The organism is Leptotrichia sp. oral taxon 223, from assembly GCF_013394795.1.
Classification (GTDB): Bacteria; Fusobacteriota; Fusobacteriia; order Fusobacteriales; family Leptotrichiaceae; genus Leptotrichia.
The window spans coordinates 59,256-77,354 of record NZ_JABXYU010000004.1 but is presented as its reverse complement, the minus strand read 5'-3'; the positions used below and the strand labels follow the sequence as shown (position 1 = coordinate 77,354).

The 18,099-nt window shown below is 31.8% G+C and carries 18 protein-coding genes and 1 riboswitch; all 18 genes read left to right on the top strand.

Translation table 11 applies throughout. The features are described from left to right. Positions 1-9: 9 nt before the first annotated feature. The 18 genes from HW275_RS10570 (at position 10) to HW275_RS10485 (ending at position 17,835) form a co-directional block, all read left to right on the top strand. A complete protein-coding gene (locus HW275_RS10570) occupies positions 10-843 on the top strand; it encodes a hypothetical protein (RefSeq protein ID WP_178936521.1) in 834 nt (277 codons plus the stop codon). A gap of 206 nt (positions 844-1,049) precedes the next feature. After that, entirely contained in the window at positions 1,050-1,811 is a 762-nt protein-coding gene (locus HW275_RS10565; RefSeq protein WP_178936520.1) for an SIMPL domain-containing protein, read from the top strand. A gap of 92 nt (positions 1,812-1,903) precedes the next feature. Further along, the gene (efp, locus tag HW275_RS10560; RefSeq protein ID WP_178936519.1) at positions 1,904-2,476 is read left to right on the top strand and encodes an elongation factor P; all 573 of its coding nucleotides are present in this window, start codon (positions 1,904-1,906) and stop codon (positions 2,474-2,476) included. Positions 2,477-2,596: 120 nt separating this feature from the next. Beyond that, a complete protein-coding gene (locus HW275_RS10555) occupies positions 2,597-2,905 on the top strand; it encodes a DUF4298 domain-containing protein (RefSeq protein ID WP_178936518.1) in 309 nt (102 codons plus the stop codon). A gap of 63 nt (positions 2,906-2,968) precedes the next feature. Next, positions 2,969-3,601 carry a hypothetical protein gene (locus HW275_RS10550; RefSeq protein WP_178936517.1) on the top strand — a complete coding sequence of 211 codons (633 nt, stop codon included), beginning with the start codon at positions 2,969-2,971 and terminating at the stop codon, positions 3,599-3,601. Positions 3,602-3,620: 19 nt separating this feature from the next. Further along, positions 3,621-4,658, top strand: a complete 1,038-nt coding sequence (locus HW275_RS10545) for a hypothetical protein (RefSeq protein WP_178936516.1) — start codon at positions 3,621-3,623, stop codon at positions 4,656-4,658. Positions 4,659-4,679: 21 nt separating this feature from the next. Next, positions 4,680-5,561, top strand: coding sequence for an endonuclease/exonuclease/phosphatase family protein (locus HW275_RS10540; RefSeq protein WP_178936515.1), 882 nt, complete (start codon positions 4,680-4,682; stop codon positions 5,559-5,561). A gap of 57 nt (positions 5,562-5,618) precedes the next feature. Beyond that, positions 5,619-6,986, top strand: a complete 1,368-nt coding sequence (locus HW275_RS10535; protein WP_178936514.1) for an MATE family efflux transporter — start codon at positions 5,619-5,621, stop codon at positions 6,984-6,986. A gap of 254 nt (positions 6,987-7,240) precedes the next feature. Beyond that, positions 7,241-8,893, top strand: coding sequence for a phospholipase D family protein (locus HW275_RS10530; RefSeq protein WP_178936513.1), 1,653 nt, complete (start codon positions 7,241-7,243; stop codon positions 8,891-8,893). A gap of 77 nt (positions 8,894-8,970) precedes the next feature. Next, on the top strand, positions 8,971-10,173 hold the full coding sequence (locus tag HW275_RS10525; RefSeq protein WP_178936512.1) for a tetratricopeptide repeat protein: 1,203 nt from the start codon (positions 8,971-8,973) through the stop codon (positions 10,171-10,173). A gap of 117 nt (positions 10,174-10,290) precedes the next feature. After that, a riboswitch (SAM riboswitch) is annotated at positions 10,291-10,387 on the top strand. A 136-nt stretch (positions 10,388-10,523) separates the two neighbouring features. Continuing rightward, complete coding sequence (gene metK, locus HW275_RS10520) at positions 10,524-11,678, top strand: methionine adenosyltransferase (RefSeq protein ID WP_178936511.1); 1,155 nt, start codon at positions 10,524-10,526, stop codon at positions 11,676-11,678. A gap of 202 nt (positions 11,679-11,880) precedes the next feature. Then, positions 11,881-12,669, top strand: a complete 789-nt coding sequence (locus HW275_RS10515; protein WP_178936510.1) for an amino acid ABC transporter substrate-binding protein — start codon at positions 11,881-11,883, stop codon at positions 12,667-12,669. After that, positions 12,669-13,346, top strand: coding sequence for an amino acid ABC transporter permease (locus HW275_RS10510; protein ID WP_218975151.1), 678 nt, complete (start codon positions 12,669-12,671; stop codon positions 13,344-13,346). The genes HW275_RS10515 and HW275_RS10510 overlap by 1 nt, the downstream gene beginning before the upstream one ends. Before the next feature lie 69 nt (positions 13,347-13,415). Further along, on the top strand, positions 13,416-14,147 hold the full coding sequence (locus tag HW275_RS10505) for an amino acid ABC transporter ATP-binding protein (protein WP_178936819.1): 732 nt from the start codon (positions 13,416-13,418) through the stop codon (positions 14,145-14,147). 207 nt (positions 14,148-14,354) lie between these two features. After that, positions 14,355-15,428 carry a methionine ABC transporter ATP-binding protein gene (locus HW275_RS10500; protein WP_178936509.1) on the top strand — a complete coding sequence of 358 codons (1,074 nt, stop codon included), beginning with the start codon at positions 14,355-14,357 and terminating at the stop codon, positions 15,426-15,428. Beyond that, positions 15,428-16,111, top strand: coding sequence for a methionine ABC transporter permease (locus HW275_RS10495; protein WP_178936508.1), 684 nt, complete (start codon positions 15,428-15,430; stop codon positions 16,109-16,111). Before HW275_RS10500 ends, HW275_RS10495 begins: the two co-directional genes overlap by 1 nt. Positions 16,112-16,146: 35 nt before the next feature. Beyond that, positions 16,147-16,959: a MetQ/NlpA family ABC transporter substrate-binding protein gene (locus HW275_RS10490; protein ID WP_178936507.1), complete on the top strand. Its 813-nt coding sequence runs from the start codon at positions 16,147-16,149 to the stop codon at positions 16,957-16,959. Between the two features lie 48 nt (positions 16,960-17,007). Further along, positions 17,008-17,835 (top strand): MetQ/NlpA family ABC transporter substrate-binding protein, encoded by an 828-nt coding sequence (locus HW275_RS10485; RefSeq protein ID WP_178936506.1) that lies wholly within the window; start codon positions 17,008-17,010, stop codon positions 17,833-17,835. Positions 17,836-18,099 lie beyond the last annotated feature (264 nt).

The window sequence follows — 18,099 nt, the reverse complement described above, 5'->3', positions numbered from 1 at the left end:
GAGGGCATTATGGGTGATAACCAATTTGATGAAAATGCAAAAGAGCAGTTAGAAAGAGAAATAGAAGAATTAAAACGCCAAAAGGAAATTAGAGATTTGCAAAGACAGAAGGAAGAGCTCGAAAGGACAGTATTTGGAGGTTTGGGAGGACAACCTGAAAAACAGGAAAAAATATCTGAACAGCCAGAAGAAGATTCTGAAGAAGAAATAACAGAAGAAAAATATATTTCAAACAGAATGACTACAATTTTGGCGGCGGCAGTTGCAATAGTAATTGTTGTTATTGGATCTGGAATCTTTTATTTGAAGAATCAAAATAAGAAGAAAAAGGAAAATTTGAAAAAAGAAATGGCAGCGGTGTCACAAAACCAGAATATTCCTGCTGTAACCCCTCAAAGCACTCAGACAGCAGAACAGAAGCCTTCAGAGACAGCTGTTAAGTCACCAGTAACAGAACCAAAAACGGATGTAAACAGTGAAGCTCAGAAATCAGGCGGGAAATTAATTGTGCAAAGTCCAGTAACAGTAAAAAAAGGAAGTTATTGTGTAAATCCAAATCCTGCTGAATCAGCATTTGATACTGATACAGTTGAAGATTCATATGCAGAGCATGGGTATATGGCTGATATTTCGTTTCAAGACTGCGTAATTAACAGCGGAAGTTCGGTAAAGCATACTGGGCCTGTAACAGTAACAGTTAGCTTAGCAGAAGAAAAAAACTACGACTCAGTGATGAATAGAGATAAATGGTATCTGGAAAATGGACAACTTACAAGAATAAATGGACGGGACAGCATGTTTTTATATTTTAACGGCTGGCTGATGTATAAAAAAAGCAACTAATTATTTGACACAGGAGTAGTAAATTTATTACCCCTGTTTTATTTTTTTGTAAATTTTAACAAGAAAAAGTAAAAAAATTTAGGATACTAATTGACTTTTTTATTAAAATAATCTATAATTTGATAGGACTTTTGTGTAGATAAATCATAATTGTAAATACTTGAATACTATAACTGGTTATAAAAAGTTCAGTAAAGGAGTAAAAATTGAAAAAGATACAATTTATAATAATTCCTATAATATTGTCCTTTGGATTAATCATATCTTCGGCACTGATTTCAAATGCGATGAATAGAGCCAATAAGGATGAAAACAGAATTACGGTAAAGGGAGTTGCTGAGCGTAGAATTAAAGCGGACAAGGCACTTATAAATATAGTTATTTCCCAAAAATCTAATAATCTTGATGAATTAAAGAAAGAAGTTTCAGAAAGGGAAAAATTGGTAATTGATTTAATTAAAAATCTGAAAATTGATGGGAATGAATACAGCGTTGGAAATTTACGTATTCAACCAAACTATTTGGAAAATTCGTTAAGTGCAAGACAGCCGGCTGAAAATTCCGCAACAGCTGCGCCAATTGTAAAAATTTCAGACTATGACGGAATTGAAACTATTTCGATTGTTACAAAAAATATTGACAAGGCAGAAGAATTTTATGAAAAATTATCGGAACTGAAATTGAAAAATAATAATATAGAAATAAATATGCCTGAATATTTTATAACAAATATCGAAAGATACAAAAGAGATTTGATTGTCGATGCTTCAAGAAATGCTGAAATAAGAGCGATTGAAATGCTAAAAGTAAATAACAATGAAATTGGCGGGCTAAAAAATATGAGTCAAGGACAATTTGAAATATTGGAAGATATGGAAGATGTGAAAAGAATAAATGAAAACGAAAACAATCAAATTTATAAAAAGTTGAGATTAGTTGTAACAGCAACTTATTTGATAAAATATTAAAAAAATTGTTTTATAGTAAAATGGCTTTAAAGCTAAACTTGTAAGCCATATAAAAAATAAATAGAAAGTAAAAATTTAGGAGGAAAAAATTAATGAAACCAGCAGCAGAATTAAGACAAGGAAGTACATACAGAAAGGACAACATCCCATATTTAATACTAAAAGCTGAAAGACATCAATCAACATCAGGAAAAAGACAAAGAGCGGCAGAAGTAAAATTTAAGACAAAAGAGTTAATCTCAGGGAAAATTCAGGAAATTACAGTTTTGGCAACTGAACTTATGGATGATATTATTCTTGACAGAAATCAAATGCAGTTTTTATATGAAATTGATGGTGAATACAATTTCATGGATCAGGAATCTTTTGAGCAAATTAGTTTATCAGCTGAAGATTTAGGAGATGCGATAAATTTCCTGGAAGAAGAAATGATTATTCAGGTATTGATGTATGAAGGTACTCCAGTTGGTGTAGAATTGCCAAATACTGTAGTTAGAGAAGTAACTTATACAGAGCCGGGACTAAAAGGAGATACAATTGGACGTGCAACAAAACCAGCAACTGTATCAACAGGGTATGAATTGCAAGTGCCTCTGTTCATAGCAATTGGAGATAAAATCAAAATTGACACAAGAACTGGTGAGTACATCGAAAGAGCAAATTAATAATGATTTAAAATCAGGATTATAATAATAAAAAATACAGCTATCGGAAAACGGTAGCTTTTTTTGAAAAAATACGATAAAATTAAATGTAAATTAAACTATGGAAAAGAGGAAAATTTTATGAAAAATGATAAAATAAAAAGAGTTGAAGAAATGGAAAGAATTATGGATAAATCAGCAGATATTTTTAAGGAACTGGATGCAGTGCTAGATAAGCTGGAAGAAAATTTGGCGGATTATAAAAAGTTGGATGAATATTACAGCAGCGAAAACTGGTTTTTAGATGTAGAAGACTTTAATAATGGTGTTTTGCCACAAGACTTGAAATGTGGAGTTTTAAGTGAAGACGGGGCTTATGATTTATTTGGGGAAAATCATGAGTTGGCAATTAGAATGGTGGAAATTGCGGCGAAGATGTTGAGAAGATAGTTAAAATATAGAATAAAAATAAAAGTAAATAAATATTGAAATGTTTAGAAAGGAAAAATGTGAATGGAAAAAATTGTATTTAAGACAGATTTTAAAATTTTGAAAAGAAAACTCATAAAAGTATTTATTTTTATAGTGATTTTATGTTTATGGATGTTTGTTCCAAATATTCAAAATTTCCCAGTAAATGAAAGTTCGATTCACTTAAAAATTATTATTTTTCCAATTTTAAGTGCAATATTTATATTGCTTTTTGAAGTTCTAAAGAGAAAGGCTCAAATAATAGAAAGTAATATTTTTGCGATGGCGGCAATGTTTAATTATGGTGTTTTTTTTAACAAGATTCAGATAATTATTTTTATATTTAGTTATTTAGTTTTATACATTTCTTATTATTATATGATAAAAATAGTTGTTGAGGATAAAAATGTAAAATTTTATGAATTTGGGATAAGGAAAGCTAATTTGAACTTTATGGAAAAGGAAGTCGTTTTGGAGGAAGTTTCATATGAAAGATTTGCAGGGAGGCATCCTAGAAGAACTGTTATAGTTGAAGTTTTAAGAGCTTTTAAAAAAGTAAAATATTTTGGAAGGCGAATGGTTTTACAGGAAAGTACGGATTGGTTGAGTTTTGAGGACAAGGAAAAATTGAGGGAAATACTTAGTGAGAGTATTGTTTTGGAATTTAAATTTTAGATTGTGAAAGATAGGCAAAATGAACACAGAAGTTTATGAAAAGTCATTTTTTGAAAAGAAAATTGTAATAAAAAATGAAATAATTTATTATTTTGAAGATGATGATTTGAAAGAAGCTATTTATGTTGAAAAATTTGATAAAAGAGTTATTGAAACAGAGTATGTAAATAAAGAAGGACTTAGTCTTTTTTTGGAAATTATCACACCAGAACCAAATTATAAAATTAGAGATAAAAATAAGTATAAAGAGTTAATAAAATATAAAAAATTGAAATTTTTAGATGGAAAAGAAATAGATGTAAGTGAACTGGATAATTATGAATTCAAAAAGCTGGCGGATTATATCGAAAGTTTGAAAACAAAAAGACTGATTTTAGATGAGCAGAAGTTTCATATGAAGGATGAATTGGTAAATGAGTGGATTTGGAATTATGATTCAAGAAAAATGAGCAGAGAAAAACTTCAGGAGAAATATGATGAGCGGATAGAAGACAGTGAAGCACGAGGAGAATTTTTATCAAATTATGAAAAAAAGGTTTTTAAAATTAGAAAAGATGAGCTTTTAGATGATTTTAAAAAGAATTCCAGAGTTTTAAATTTTTTGAATATATCTTTTACGGAAGTGTTTTACTATGCTTTGACATTAGCAGTTCTTGCATTTATAAAATTTTTAAATCCAGTTATAGTAATGTTGATTTTTTTTATAATAATTATAAAATTTTTTATTAACAAAAATAATTTGAGAAAAAAGCTGGAAGTAATGATTTACAGTATAACTTTTTATCAGGATAAAATAGTTATAAATACAGGGAGTGATATTAATAGGATAAAAGTTGAGGAAATTACGAGCATGGCTGTATATGAAGTAAGCAAATATAATTTAGAATTTAGAATATTTAAAAAAAGAGCAGAAATACGTTGTAATTTTAGTATAGCTTTTACAAAATTAGTGGATTATGAATTGGTTAAGAGGGAACGGGAGAAGTTTTTGGAGATTTTGGAGGAAATACCAAAATGGTGCGTTATGAATAATATTGAATTTAGGATAGAAAAATAAAAAATCAAGGGGTTGATTGAGATGAAAAATAGAACAATAAGAAGGTTAATTTTTGTATTTTTAATTCTTGGAATATTTTCTTGCTTAAAAAAAGGGGAAATAAATGAGGAAATTGGGATAAATAAGGATGAAAATACAATTTTAGTTGCATCATTCAATGCGTTACGGCTTGGAGAAAAGCAAAAAGATTATCGGACGTTTGCACAAATTTTAGCAAAATTTGACTTAATTGGACTGGAAGAAGTTATGAACGAGAAGGGGGTAAAAAAAACGCAAGCGTATTTGGAAAAGTTGACGAAGGAGAAGTGGGATTACATTATTTCGGAAAATTCTGTAGGAAGTGAGAATTATCGGGAATATTACGCATTTATTTATAGAAGAAGTAAATTTTCTGAAGCGAGAGGGCTTGGATTTTATAAGGAAAAGGATGAGACTGAGTTTATGAGAGAGCCATATGGTGTTTATTTTAAGGCTGGAAATTTTGATTTTGTGTATGTTATCGCACATTCGGTTTTTGGGGATAAAGAAAAGCAGAGGCTGCTTGAGGCGGCAAATTATGTCAACGTCTATGAGTATTTTTCTAAATTGACAGACGAAGATGATATAATTATTGCTGGAGATTTCAATATGCCTGCTGACAATATGGCTTTTAAGAACATAGCGGATAAACATAATGTCAAGTACATTTTAAATCCTGAAGAAAATTTAACTACACTTTCAGATAGCAAGCTTGTAAGCTCCTATGACAATTTTTTTATAAATTTTGAAAAAACAAAAGAATTTACTGGAAATTTTGGAGTTTATAACTTCATAAAAAACAATAATTATGCTATAATAAAAAAATATGTATCAGATCATCTGTTAATTTTTTCAGAATATTCAGTAACAGAAGATTTGGATTGAATATTTGCATATAATATAAATTTATTGAATAGATTTAATAAAAAAGAAAGGGAATAAATGAAAGAAAAAGTATTAAATAGGAAGTTGGTTTATAAAAAGGTGATTAATGTTGGGCTGCCTGTGGCAATTGAAAATATGGTTTACTCACTTATGAACTTTGTGGATGTGTTTATGGTGGGGAAAGAGATTGTGGCACTTGGACTGGGAACAGCTGCTGTTGCAGGATTGGGATTTGCAAATCAGATATTTATGATTTTTATGACATCGATTTTTGGGATGAATAGTGGCGGTGGAATTTTGGCGGCACAGTATTTTGGGAATAAGGATTACAAGAATTTGAAGAAATGTCTTGGAATAACGATAATCGTTGGATTTTTGTTTTCATTGTTATTTCTTTTTGCAGGGTTATTTACCCCAAAACTTGTAATTTCAGTATTTACAAATGATAAAAAAGTTATAGAAATAGGGGCTTCATATTTACGGATAGCAGCGTGGACTTATCCACTTGTGGGGGTTGGCTTTGCCTTTAATATGCAGCTTCGTGCAATAGGGAAAACTAAATATTCGTTTTATTCAAGTGTAATTGGGCTTTTAATAAATGTAGCCATAAATTATATGTTGATTTTTGGACATTTTGGATTTCCTGCGATGGGAGTACGTGGTGCTGCGGTTGCAACAGTTATTGCAAGAATTATAAGCACTTTTTATATTATTTATATAATTTATAAATTAAAATTGCCAATTGCAGGGAAAATAAATGAATTATTTGATTTGTCAATGGAATTTTTTATAAAAGTTATGAAAATATCGCTCCCTGTGTTTATTCATGAAATATTATGGGTAGTTGGAGCAAGTACGTATGTAATGATTTTTGGAAGAATGGGAACAAATTTTGCAGCTGCAGTTCAGGTTGTAAAATCAATTAGTAGTTTGATATTGACATTATTATTTGGACTTTCTAGTGCAACTTCTGCTATAATAGGTAATGAAATTGGTGCTGGAAGGGAAGAAAACGCTTATGATTATTCGATAATTTTATTAAAAGTGGCTGTTATCTTGGGGATTATCATTGGAGTAATTGTATTTATTTTTAGTCCATTAATTTTAGTTCATGTAAACGAAAAAAGTTATCCATTAGCAAAAGAGATTGTAAAGGCAGAAGTATTTGTAATTTTTATAAAGGCAATTAGCTTGCAGCTGTTAGTTGGAATTTTACGTTCGGGAGGGGATACGCTCTGGACAATGTTTGTGGACTTGATTCCGCTTTGGCTCATTGCAATTCCAATAACATATTTTTCTGGATTACATTTAGGATTTCCAGTTGTAATTGTATATCTACTTTCGTGCAGTGATGAAGTTATAAAAATATTTCCATGTATATGGAGATTAAAGAGTAAAAAGTGGATAAATAATCTAGTTAATTAGAAATTTTATAAAAATGAAATATTTAAAAGGGGAAGTAACTAAAAATAAAAGAGTATAATTAAATTGTAAATAAAAAAAGACAAAAACAGATGTATTTTCAGTAATATATGTGTTAGATAAAGATATCCGTGATGCAATATCAAATTTATTATAAAGAATTGTTAATTCTTTATCTATATATTTATATGATTAAATAATTGAAGCATAATAGAAAGGAGAAGTATTATATATTTATTATAATGCAAATAGATAAAATGATTTTAATAAGGAGAAAAAAGCATTTACTAATTGGTATTTTAACAGCCTTTACAATTTCATGTTCCACAATAAAGACGCCTCCGCTTGGAGTGGATTATGAAAGTCCGTTGCGGAATAGTGATAATGTTGAGTTTCATTATGATTTGACTTATCTGGACAAGGATGGGAATATTCGGTATGACAGGAAGATTTGGGAGGCGACTTATAAGGTTGTGGATGAAGCTAAGGATTATCTGATTGTGGAGATGTTTTTGTTTAATGATATTTATAATAAGGATAAGGAGCATTTTCCAGAGTTTGCTAAGGAATATACGAGACGGCTTGTTAAGAAGAAGATGGAAAATCCTGATTTGAAGGTGTATGTGCTTTCAGATGAGAATAATAATTTATATGGAGCATTTGAGCATCCGTTTATTACAGAGATGAAAAATGCTGGGATTGATGTTATAGTGGTGGATATTTTTAAGTTGAAGGATACGTTTCCCTGGTATTCGCCAATTTGGAGAACTTTGATAGAGCCTCACGGAAATCCGCAGGGGAAAGGATGGATTGGAAACTTTTATGGACCTATGTGGCCTAAACTGACTTTGAGGAATTTGTTAAGGGCGCTGAATGTGAAGGCGGATCATAGGAAAATATTTTTGAATGAGGACAATGTTGTAGTTTCGAGTGCGAATATTCACGATCCGAGTTATTATCATGAAAATGTGGCAATATCAGCTAATGGAGAAATTACAAAGGATATTTTGCATGGATTGCAGCTTGTGGCTGAATTTTCAGATGGGAAGATTGATGTAACCAGAAAGCAGGAGAATAGAATAAATAGCAGTCAAATTGGGAATTTAACAGAAGATAGGACAAGCCGGATAAATAGTTTTTCTGAAAGTGAGACTGAAAAGCAAGTTAAAGAAATTGAGAAAAAGAAGGATGAATTTGTGGAGGAGGAAACAAGAAGGTTTGCACAAACTGGAGAACTTCCTGAAAAAAGTCAAAATTCTGAAAATGAAAATCAGAAAAATGGGGATACAATTACTAGATTTGATGATGAAAATAATAAATATCAGCTGCAGTTTGTGACAGAGGCAAAAATTGGGGAGCATCTGGATATGGATATTGACAGTGCGAGAGCTGGGGATGAGATACTTATGGGAATGTATTTTCTGGCTGACAAGGGTGTCATTGACAGGCTGATAAAGGCTGCAAACCGTGGTGTAAAAATTCGGATTATTTTTGATAGAAGCAGAGATGCTTTTGGAATGAGTACAAATGGGTTGCCTAATAAGCCTGTTTCGAAGAAGCTTAAGAAAAAAACTAAAAACAAAATAGAAGTGAAGTGGTATTTTACGAATAATGAGCAATATCACACAAAGATAACACTAATCAAAAAAACAGACGGCAATGTTATAATACACACAGGTTCGGCTAATTTAATCAAAAAAAATATACGTGGTTACATAATGGATGCTAATTTTAGGATTCTGACAAATAAGAATTCCAAGCTGACAAAGGATATTTATACATATTTTGACAGATTATGGGAAAATAAGGATGGCTTGTTTACAGTAAATTTCGACGACGAACCAACTACGAAGGCAAGTACAGATTTTATGTATAAAATATTGGACGCAACACAATTAGGATCGTTTTAGATGTAAAAATTGAACAGAAAATTTTATTAAAAAAATTATAAAATAAAAAGAATTTGAAAGAGAGGAATGAACAGTAAATGAAAAGAAAAATAATGTTTGCAATAGTAATTTTGGCTATTGGAATGATGTCGGTTTCTTGCTTTAAAAAGAAAAAGGATAACAAGAAAAATAACCAGCAGACACAGCAGCAGCAAAATAAGGACATTAACACTGATATTTTTAACCTTGGAGGACAGGCGCAAGGAAATCCTAATATACAAAATTTGACTCCTGAGGAGCAGCAAAATTTAATTGACAACCAAATTGATCCGGCAAAAGTTTCAGAAGCGTTGACAAAAGCCCAAAACGGAGATAAGGAATCAATTATGTCACTTGCACAGCTTTATTACAACTTAAAAAATATGGATAAAGTGAAGCAGATTTTACAATATGGTGTAGACAGAAATTATCCTGAAGCAATTTATAACTTGGCTGTAATTTTAAAACAAGAAGGAAATACAGCAGAAGCAAATAAATTGATTGCAAGACTTCCAAAAGGCGCTACAACGACTGCTGGCAGACAGCAAATGCGGCAAATAAAAATGCGTCCTGGCGCAGAAGCATACAATAGAGGTGTTGACTTAATAAAAGCAAAAAGATATAAAGAGGCTAAAGCAGAATTTGAAAAAGCATACAATGCTGGAATAAAGGAAGCGGACATACGTGTGGCACTTTTGAATAAAGAACTTAAAAATGAATCAGAAGCGATGAAATGGTTCCAGAAGGCTGCAAACCGTGGAGTAAAGGAAGCCAACTATGAAATTGGAGCAATTTTATATGATGGCGGAAAGCAGACTGAATCACGTCCATATCTTTTAAAGGCATACAGTGCTGGAAATAAAGGGCTTGCTATGCCAATTGCAATGTCGTATCAGCAGCAAAATAATATGACAGAGGCTCTGAAATGGTATAAAATAGCTGCCAAGAACGGAGATAAGAACGCTGCCGCCGCTATAGAAAGAATTGAAAAAGGCGGAGTGGTTGAAGAGAAGAAAACTGATAAGCAAGTAAAAACTTTCCTGGGAAACGGAAATTCTTCTCAAAGCCTAACAGAAAGCACACTTAATGATGTAAAAAGCAAAAGCAAAGCAGAAGAAGCTTCAAAGGTTGAAATTAAGGCTGAAAAACCAAGTGCAGCTAAACAGCAGCAGCCTGCACAAACAGTAAAACCTGCTGAAAAATCTTCAGATGTAAATATCGATGAAATTATGAAGAAAAAAGCGGCAGAATACAATAAGTAAAAAAATATGAAAAATAAAAATTTTTAAATATTGACATTTTTAAAAAAATAGTATATACTTGTTTTACAATAAAGTTATTTGAAAATCAAATTTAAAAATTATACTACAATTTAATAAAACTTATCAAGAGAGATACTAGGGAACGGCCCGTTTGAGTATCCAGCAACCTGTAAAAACAAGGTGCTAAATCCGGCATTGAGTGCAAAGATAAGAATTTTAATTCTCTTCCTTGCAGGAAGAGTTTTTTATATTTTTAAATAAAGCTTGAATTTAAATTTTTTAGAGTAAAGTATATTTTTAAGATGATATTACTTAACAAAATTTAGGAATAAAAATTAGGAGGAAATAAAATGGCTAAAAAAATTTACTTCACATCAGAATTTGTATCACCAGGACATCCAGATAAAATCTGTGATCAAATTTCAGATTCAATATTAGATGCCTGCCTTGCAGACGATGAAAATTCAAGAGTGGCGTGTGAAACATTTGCAACTACTGGACTTGTGGTTGTTGGAGGTGAAATTACAACTAGGACTTATGTGGATGTACAGAAAATTGTCAGAGATAAAATTCATGAAATTGGATACCGTCCAGGAATGGGATTTGACTCGGACTGTGGCGTGTTAAACACTATTCATTCTCAGTCGCCTGATATTTCAATGGGAGTAGATACAGGCGGAGCTGGAGATCAGGGTATCATGTTTGGAGGGGCAGTTAATGAAACTGAAGAATTGATGCCTCTGGCACTTGTATTGTCACGTGGAATTATTCAAAAGCTGACTGAAATCACGAGAAATGGAACACTAACCTGGGCAAGACCAGACGCAAAAGCACAAGTTACACTGGCTTATGATGAAAACGGAAAATTGTTGAATGTCGACACAGTTGTTCTTTCTGTTCAGCATAATGAAGATGTTACAAATGAACAAATTGAAAAGGACTTAAAAGAGCTTGTAATAAAGCCTGTATTGGAAAAATATGACTTGAATATTGAAAATGTAAGGAAATTTCATATTAATCCAACTGGAAGATTTGTAATAGGAGGGCCTCACGGAGATTCTGGACTTACTGGAAGAAAAATTATAATTGACACTTATGGCGGGTATTTTAGACACGGCGGAGGAGCATTTTCTGGAAAAGATCCATCAAAAGTTGACAGATCGGCAGCTTATGCAGCAAGATGGATTGCCAAAAATATTGTTGCGGCAGGATTTGCTACAAAATGTGAAGTTCAGTTATCGTACGCAATCGGTGTTGCAGAGCCGGTATCAATCCGTGTAGAAACTTTTGGAACTGGAACAGTTGAAGAAACAAGAATTGAAGAAGCTGTTGCAAAATTATTTGACTTAACACCAAATGGAATTCAAAAATCACTAAACTTGAGAAAGCCATCATTTAGATATCAGGATTTAGCAGCATTTGGACACATCGGACGGACTGACATTGATTTGCCTTGGGAAAAACTGGATAAAGTTGAAGGTTTGAAAGAGGAATTGGAAAAATAGCATAAAAATGGGGAGTGAATAGTCAACTAGTCAACTCCCTTATTATTTTTTAATATTTAATCATAAATAAAATATATTGAACTATATAAAAGTTATATATTATAATTATTGACAAAATGTTTTAAAAAATGTTATTATTATAATATATTTAGAAATTAATTTGTAAATTTTAGTATATAAATAAAAGCAGGAGGCCGTAGAAATGAAAAAAATATTGTTACTAATAATTTTAGCGCTAAGTGTATTTATGTGCAGTGTTCAGAAGGAGGAAAAAAAGGAAGGGAAGAATGCTGATGGAATTCCTAAGAAAATTGTAGTTGGACTTGATGATTCATTTGTTCCGATGGGATTTAAGAATGAAAAAGGTGAGATTGTAGGGTTTGATATTGATTTGGCCAGGGCAGTTGCTCAAAAATTAGGAAGTGAAGTTGAATTTAAGCCTATAAACTGGGATTCTAAGATATTGGATCTGAATGGTGGAAATATTGATTTAATCTGGAACGGGCTTACTATAACAGAGGAAAGAAAAAAAGAAACTGAAATGACAAAACCATATTTTACAAGTCATCAGCTTATAGTAGTTAAGGCAGGTTCAAATATTAACTCAAAGGCTGATTTGGCAGGGAAAAATGTTGGAAGCCAGACTGAAAGCAGCGGAGAGGAGGCTGTGAAAAAATCAGGAGATGACAAGAAATTTAAGGAATTTAAAACATATGCGCAATATGATCAGGCATTTATGGATCTTGACGCAGGGAGAGTTGACGCAATTATAGCTGATGAAGTATTGGCAAAATATACTAAGAAAACAAAAGAAAATCAGGCTAAAAAAGAATTGTACAAAATTCTAAATGACAATTATGGCGAAGAAGAATATGGAATTGCAGCCAAAAAAGGAAATACAAAATTAGTCGAGGCTATAAATAAAGCTGTTGAGGAATTGAAGGCAGACGGGACATATCAAAAAATTTACTCGAAATGGTTTAAAGATTAATGAGCCAGTTTATAGAACTGATAAAAATTTCACTGCCGATATTTATAGAACTGGTAAAAACTTTACCAAACGTGGTGATACTGTATATACTCACGGTTTTGTTTTCCGTCCCGTTAGGAATTTTAGGAGCGTTGGCGTATACAGGGAAAAATAAGGTAGTAAAATTTATTATTTCAGTTTATACCTGGATTTTCCGGGGAACTCCCTTAATGCTGCAATTAATGGTTGTCTACTATGGAATACCGTTGATGAACTTTGGTGGCTATAAAATAGTTCTAGCGCCATACACGGCAGCCACAATTACATTTATCATAAATTATGCCGCATATCTCGTGGAAATTATGAGAAGCGGAATAGAAAGCATTGATAAAGGACAGCATGAAGTGGCAAAAGTGCTAGGTTACAGCTATTGGCAAAAAATAGCATACGTTATTTTACCGCAGGCAATAAGAAGAGTCCTGCCAACATTGGGAAATGAGGCAATTACGCTTATAAAGGACACTTCCCTTGTGTATGTTCTAGCTGTAACAGAAGTAATGAAACGGACAAAGGAGCTGGCAAATATTTATTACAATGTCACTCCATATATTTGTGCAATTATTATTTATCTAGTATTAAGCTTTGCTGTTGACAGGCTATTTAAGAATATTGAAAAAAGAAATAAAATTAGGATTTAAAATTTATGATTTACAAATAGTTTTATTAAAATATAAGAAACTGGGAGATAAATTGTGGAAAGTGAAAAAATAATAGAATTAAAAAATTTAAAAAAACAGTATGGCGATAATGTAATTTTGAAAAATATTAATTTATATATTGATAAAGGTGAAGTTGTTTCATTAATAGGGCCTTCTGGAAGCGGAAAGTCAACAATTTTACGCTGTATAGTTGATTTAGAAAGCATAACATCGGGAGAAGTGCTGATTGAGGGGAATAATTTGACAGATAAGAATGTTGATAAAAAAATAAAAAAGGAAATGCTGCTAAAGACTGGAATGGTTTTTCAGACATTTAATTTGTTTCCTCATATGTCGGTTAGAAATAATATAGTCAAGACACTGAAACTTGTAAAGAAAATGGCAACAATGGAAGCTGAAAATATTGCCAATAAAATGCTAGATTTAGTTGGACTTTCAGATAAAATTGACAGTTTTCCAAATGAACTTTCAGGTGGGCAGAAGCAGCGTGTGGCAATAGCAAGGGCATTGGCATTGCAGCCGGATATTATGCTTTTCGATGAACCAACATCAGCATTAGATCCTGAGCTGGTAAAGGAAGTGTTGGATATAATAAGAAAACTGAAAAAACAAAAAATTACGATGCTAATTGTAAGCCATGAAATGAACTTTGTCCGTGAAATTTCAGACAGAGTAATCGTTATGGAAAGAGGCGAAATACTGGAAACGGGTACTTCACAGCACATATTTGAAAATCCCTCTTCTCAAAGAGTAAAGGAATTTTTGAATACAAATAATTAAATAGCTAATTTTGAGGGTATCATGATAATACCCTTTTCTTTTAAAATTTTTTTTATTATTGAAAAATAAAACTTGTATATACAATATAAAAATGATATAATATCAAAAAGTATTTTAAAAACAGTTGACTTTTAAAGTAAGAAATAATATAATCTTTTTGACTACAAAAGTAAAGATAAAGCAAAATACATGAAAAAGAGGTGAAATATGGACAGTTTAATTAAGATAAGAAATCTGGTAAAAAAATATAGACTTAATAACGGGCAGGAACTGCTGGCTGTAAATAACGTGAATCTTGATATTGTGCAAGGGGATATTTATGGAATTATGGGACTGAGCGGAGCTGGGAAGTCTACGCTTATACGGCTTCTTAATAGACTGGAAGAGCCTACTTCTGGAGAAATTTTTGTAAAGCACGAAGTCATTGATAAAAAAGGGAAAAAAAGTCTTGGGTATGAAGATAAAAATATTTTAGATTTTAATATAAGATTGTTACGTGAATACAGAAAAAAGACAGGGATGATTTTTCAGCACTTTAACTTGTTAAATTCTAGAAATGTAGCTGATAATGTAGCTTTTCCATTGAAAATTGCCAGATGGAATAAGAAGGACATTAATAGAAGGGTGGACGAACTGCTTGAAATTGTGGGGCTTTCAGACAAGAAGCTGAGCTATCCTGAACAGCTTTCAGGCGGACAGAAGCAGCGTGTGGCAATTGCACGGGCATTGGCAAATAATCCGCAGTTGCTGCTGTCAGATGAGGCAACATCGGCACTTGATCCTAGAACAACCAATTCTATTCTGGAACTTTTGAAGGATATAAATAAAAAATTTGGAATAACAATAATTTTAATTACGCACCAGATGGAAGTTATAAAGAAAATTTGTAATAAAGCGGCAATCATGTCAGACGGGGAAATTATTGAAAAAGGGGAAACAAAGGAAATTTTCTTAAATCCTAAGACAGAATTGGCAAAAGAATTTGTACAAAATATTTCACATGAAGAATTTAGGACGGAAGAAGAAATAAAAAATCGTGAAGAAAACACTGGGAAATTGCGATTAAGACTGAAATATAACGAGGAACAGGTAAATGAGTCCTATATTACAAAAATTATTCGTAAATATGATGTGGAAGTAAATATTTTAGGCGGATTTATTGACAAAGTAGGCGATATTATCGTTGGAAACTTGCTGATAGAAATTTCAGCAAACGAAGAGAAAGCAAAAGACATTATTGAATGGCTAAAAGAAAATAAAATAGATTCGGAGGTGGTATAATGAGATTTGACTGGATTAAATTTTTACAATTTCAAAATATGGCCGAGCCTCTTTGGGAAACAATTTATATGGTATTTATTTCAACAATTATAGCATTAATTATCGGACTTCCAATTGGAATTCTGCTTGTTACGTCTGATGAAAAGGGGGTAAAACCAAATAAGACGATTCATAAAATACTGGATATGATTATTGTAAATATTACAAGATCAATTCCATTTATAATCCTAATGGTTTTATTAATACCACTTTCACGAATGCTTGTTCATAAATCTTACGGAAGTATTGCATTTATTGTTCCGCTTTCTTTAGGTTCCGCACCATTTGTGGCAAGGATTATTGAAGGGGCGTTAAAGGAAGTCGATGAAGGGCTTATTGAGGCCTCAAAATCAATGGGAGCCAAAACTTCTGAAATTATTTTTAAAGTTATGATTCCAGAAGCGATGCCTGCGCTTGTTCATGGAATGACACTGACATTAATAAGTTTAATTGGATATTCTGCGATGGCTGGAACAATTGGTGGCGGCGGACTCGGAAATGCCGCTGTAATTGATGGATACCAAAGATCCAAGCCCGAAGTGATGTGGCAGGCGACAATTGTTATAATTGTGCTTGTACAAATCATACAGTTTATTGGAAACAGCATTGTAAAAATGCTGATGAACAAGAGAAAAAGAATATAGTTTAATAATATAGATACAGAAAGGGAGATGATTTCATGAAAAAAATTTTATTAGTCCTGATTGCAGCGTTATTTTTGATGGCTTGCGGAAATCCTGATAAAGCTGCTAAAAATTCTGAAAATAAAAAGACTCAAAAATTAAAGGTTGCAGCTACGCCCGTTCCAGCGGGAGAAATTTTGAATGTTGTGAAAGATGATTTAAGAAAAGAAGGGATTGAACTGGAGATAGTTGAGTTTAATGATTATGTTCAGCCTAATAAAGTGCTGCAGTCCAAGGAGGTTGATGCGAATTTTTTCCAGCATATTCCATATATGGAGAATTTTGGGAAGAAAAATGGATTTGAAATGGTGGCAGTTGGAAAAGTGTATTTGCCAACTCTTGCACTGTATTCAAAAAAAATAAAAAGCATTAATGACTTAAAAAATGGAGATACTATTTTATTGCCAAATGATCCGACAAACTTGGCACGTTCATTAATTTTACTTGACAAAGGTGGAATTATAAAATTAAATGATAATAAAAATACGGAAGCAACATTGAAAGATATTGTGAACAATCCAAAAAATATTAAGTTTGAGGAACTTTCGGCAGAACAGTTGCCGCCAAGATTACCTGAAGTGGCAGCTTCAATTGTAAATAGCAGTTTTGCATTGAATGCAGGATTGTCGTATAAAGATGACGGACTTTTGAAAGAGGACAAGGATTCTCCTTATGCAAATGTGCTTGCAACATTGAAAGGGAATGAAAATGATCCTAAAATTCAGAAATTGTTGAAGGCGTTGCAAAGTGAAAAAGTTAAAAAATATATGGAAGAAAAATACAAAGATGTGATTATTCCAGTATTTTAGTAGAAGGTTGTAAAATAAATTATAAATAAAAAAATTTTGGAGGTATTTATGAAAAAAATATTATCATTATTATTAGCAACTGCATTATTTTTAGTAGCTTGTGGAAACAAGAATGAAACTAATGGAGCGGCTGGCAGTCAAAATGGAACTGCAAAAAAAACTGAAAAATTAATCGTGGGAGCTACACCTGTTCCGCATGCTGAATTACTGGATTTAGTAAAGGATGACCTGAAAAAGGAAGGAATTGAACTGGAAGTAGTTAAGTTTAATGATTATGTTCAGCCAAATAAGGCGCTTGCAGACAAAAGTATAGATGCAAACTTTTTCCAGCATGCTCCATACATGGAAGATTTTGGCAAAAAAAATAACATTGAATTATCAGCAGTTGGAAATATTCATTTGGAACCAATGGCACTTTATTCTAAAAAAATAAAAAATGTCAATGACTTGAAAAATGGGGATACTTTGATAATTCCTAATGATCCAACAAATGGAGGACGTGCATTAATTCTGCTAGACAAAGCTGGAATTATAAAATTAAAAGACAACACAAAACTGGATTCTACACCAGCAGACATCGCTGCAAATCCAAAAAATATCAAGATTGAAACATTATCAAATGAACAAATTGCACCAAGATTAAGCGAAGTTGCAGGAGCAATTATAAATTCAAACTTTGCAATTGATGCTGGAGTTACAAAGAACGAAATTATCCTGATAGAAGGTAAAGATTCGCCTTATGTAAACATTGTTACGGTTTTAAAGGGAAATGAAAATGACGAAAGGGTTAAAAAATTGGTAAAAGCGCTGCAAAGTGAAAAAGTTAAAAAATATATTGAAGAAAAATATGAAGGCAGAGTAATTCCTGCATTCTAGACTTTATAAAAATATTTATATGGAAAAATGGCTTTAAATTAAATTTTAAGGCTATTTTTTTGTAAAGTTCTTGAAATAAATTTAAAAAAAATGTATAATAAACGTAATGCTTTTTTAGAGGGCAATTATAAAGTAAATATTTTTTGTTTTGCCTGAATTGAAAAGTATTTTTATTTAACTCAGATTATGAGTCTATGAAGTTTGAATATTTTATAAAAAAGAGAGGAGAAATTATTTTTAAATATGGTAATTTGAAAATTAAAA